The 1,040-nt window shown below is 53.5% G+C and carries 1 protein-coding gene; it reads right to left on the bottom strand.

Annotated features, from left to right (window positions below):
* Positions 1 to 60: 60 nt before the first annotated feature.
* The coding region (locus tag HMPREF9163_RS03780) for a recombinase family protein (protein WP_009440333.1) at positions 61 to 1,040 on the bottom strand (980 nt) is incomplete at its 5' end.

Consider the following 1,040-nt stretch of genomic DNA (forward strand, 5'->3'; position numbering starts at 1 on the left):
TTCTGCGCCGCCTTGGTTCTGCCGTAACCTCAGAACGAAAGATTTTAGGGCTTGCCGGGATTACCCGCACTGTCTTTGCCATCGGTAGGCACCTCCTTCTTTGAGTTGAAATATGACCTCATCGTCGGATATGATGATCCGCTCGACGTTCTGCACAATCTTGCCCTCGTAGCCATTGCAAAAGAAGGATGCCGCAGCTTCCCTCAGCTCGGATTCGGGCAATCTCCTCAGTTGGCACTTTGTGCGTGGCTGACTGCAAGACCACACCTTAGTTCCCTTCGTCCATGTATCCCGCTCACACTTGCTGCCGCAGGAAGTACAGTAGACTTTGTTCGTAAAGGGATTACTGCCGCGCTGCCCGTTGTAGATGCGGGCAGTCTTTTTTATGCGACCATTCGTAAGATGAAACTCTACGCAGTCGCCGTAAATGACGATCTTGGACACCTTGCGCCTGAGTTCAGCGGTATCGAAATCATCCTTCTCCATGGCGATTCTGACCGCAGCCACAAGCTCCTCTTCCTTGATTGGACGGCTATCGCAAGCAGTGCTACCCTTCCGCTCTCTTGTGTTGCATCCCCATCGTCTGTACTTCCCGGCGGTTCTTCTGCTGAATCCACCTCCGCAGCATCCGCATTTCACCATTCCGGAAAACGGAAGAAGAACAGGATTCCGATTGCTAGACTGCGCGGCTCTCCGTTTCCGTATCTCTTGTGCCTTGTCGAAATCTACCTTTGACACGAGTTGCTCGAACATCCCCTCCACCAGATACATGGGAAGTTCCCCTTTATTCCGTTTGCGGATATGACCCTCGCTGATGTAGTTCTTCTGCAGCGCCATTGTGCCTGTGTAGGAGATGTTGGAGAGGATGTCCTTTACCGTGGTCTGCTCGATTGGTCTCCCCTGCCGTCCTGTGATTCCGCGCCCCGCAAGTGTATTGGCGATGGCGTAGGCAGATTCTCCGGCAAGGTATCTCCGGAATATCTCCTTGACGATCTCGCCCTCGGAGGGAACAATGCGGAACATCTCGCCGTCCCACGTGT

Origin of the sequence: Selenomonas sp. oral taxon 138 str. F0429 (assembly GCF_000318175.2) — a bacterium.
GTDB classification, from domain to species: Bacteria; Bacillota; Negativicutes; order Selenomonadales; family Selenomonadaceae; genus Centipeda; species Centipeda timonae.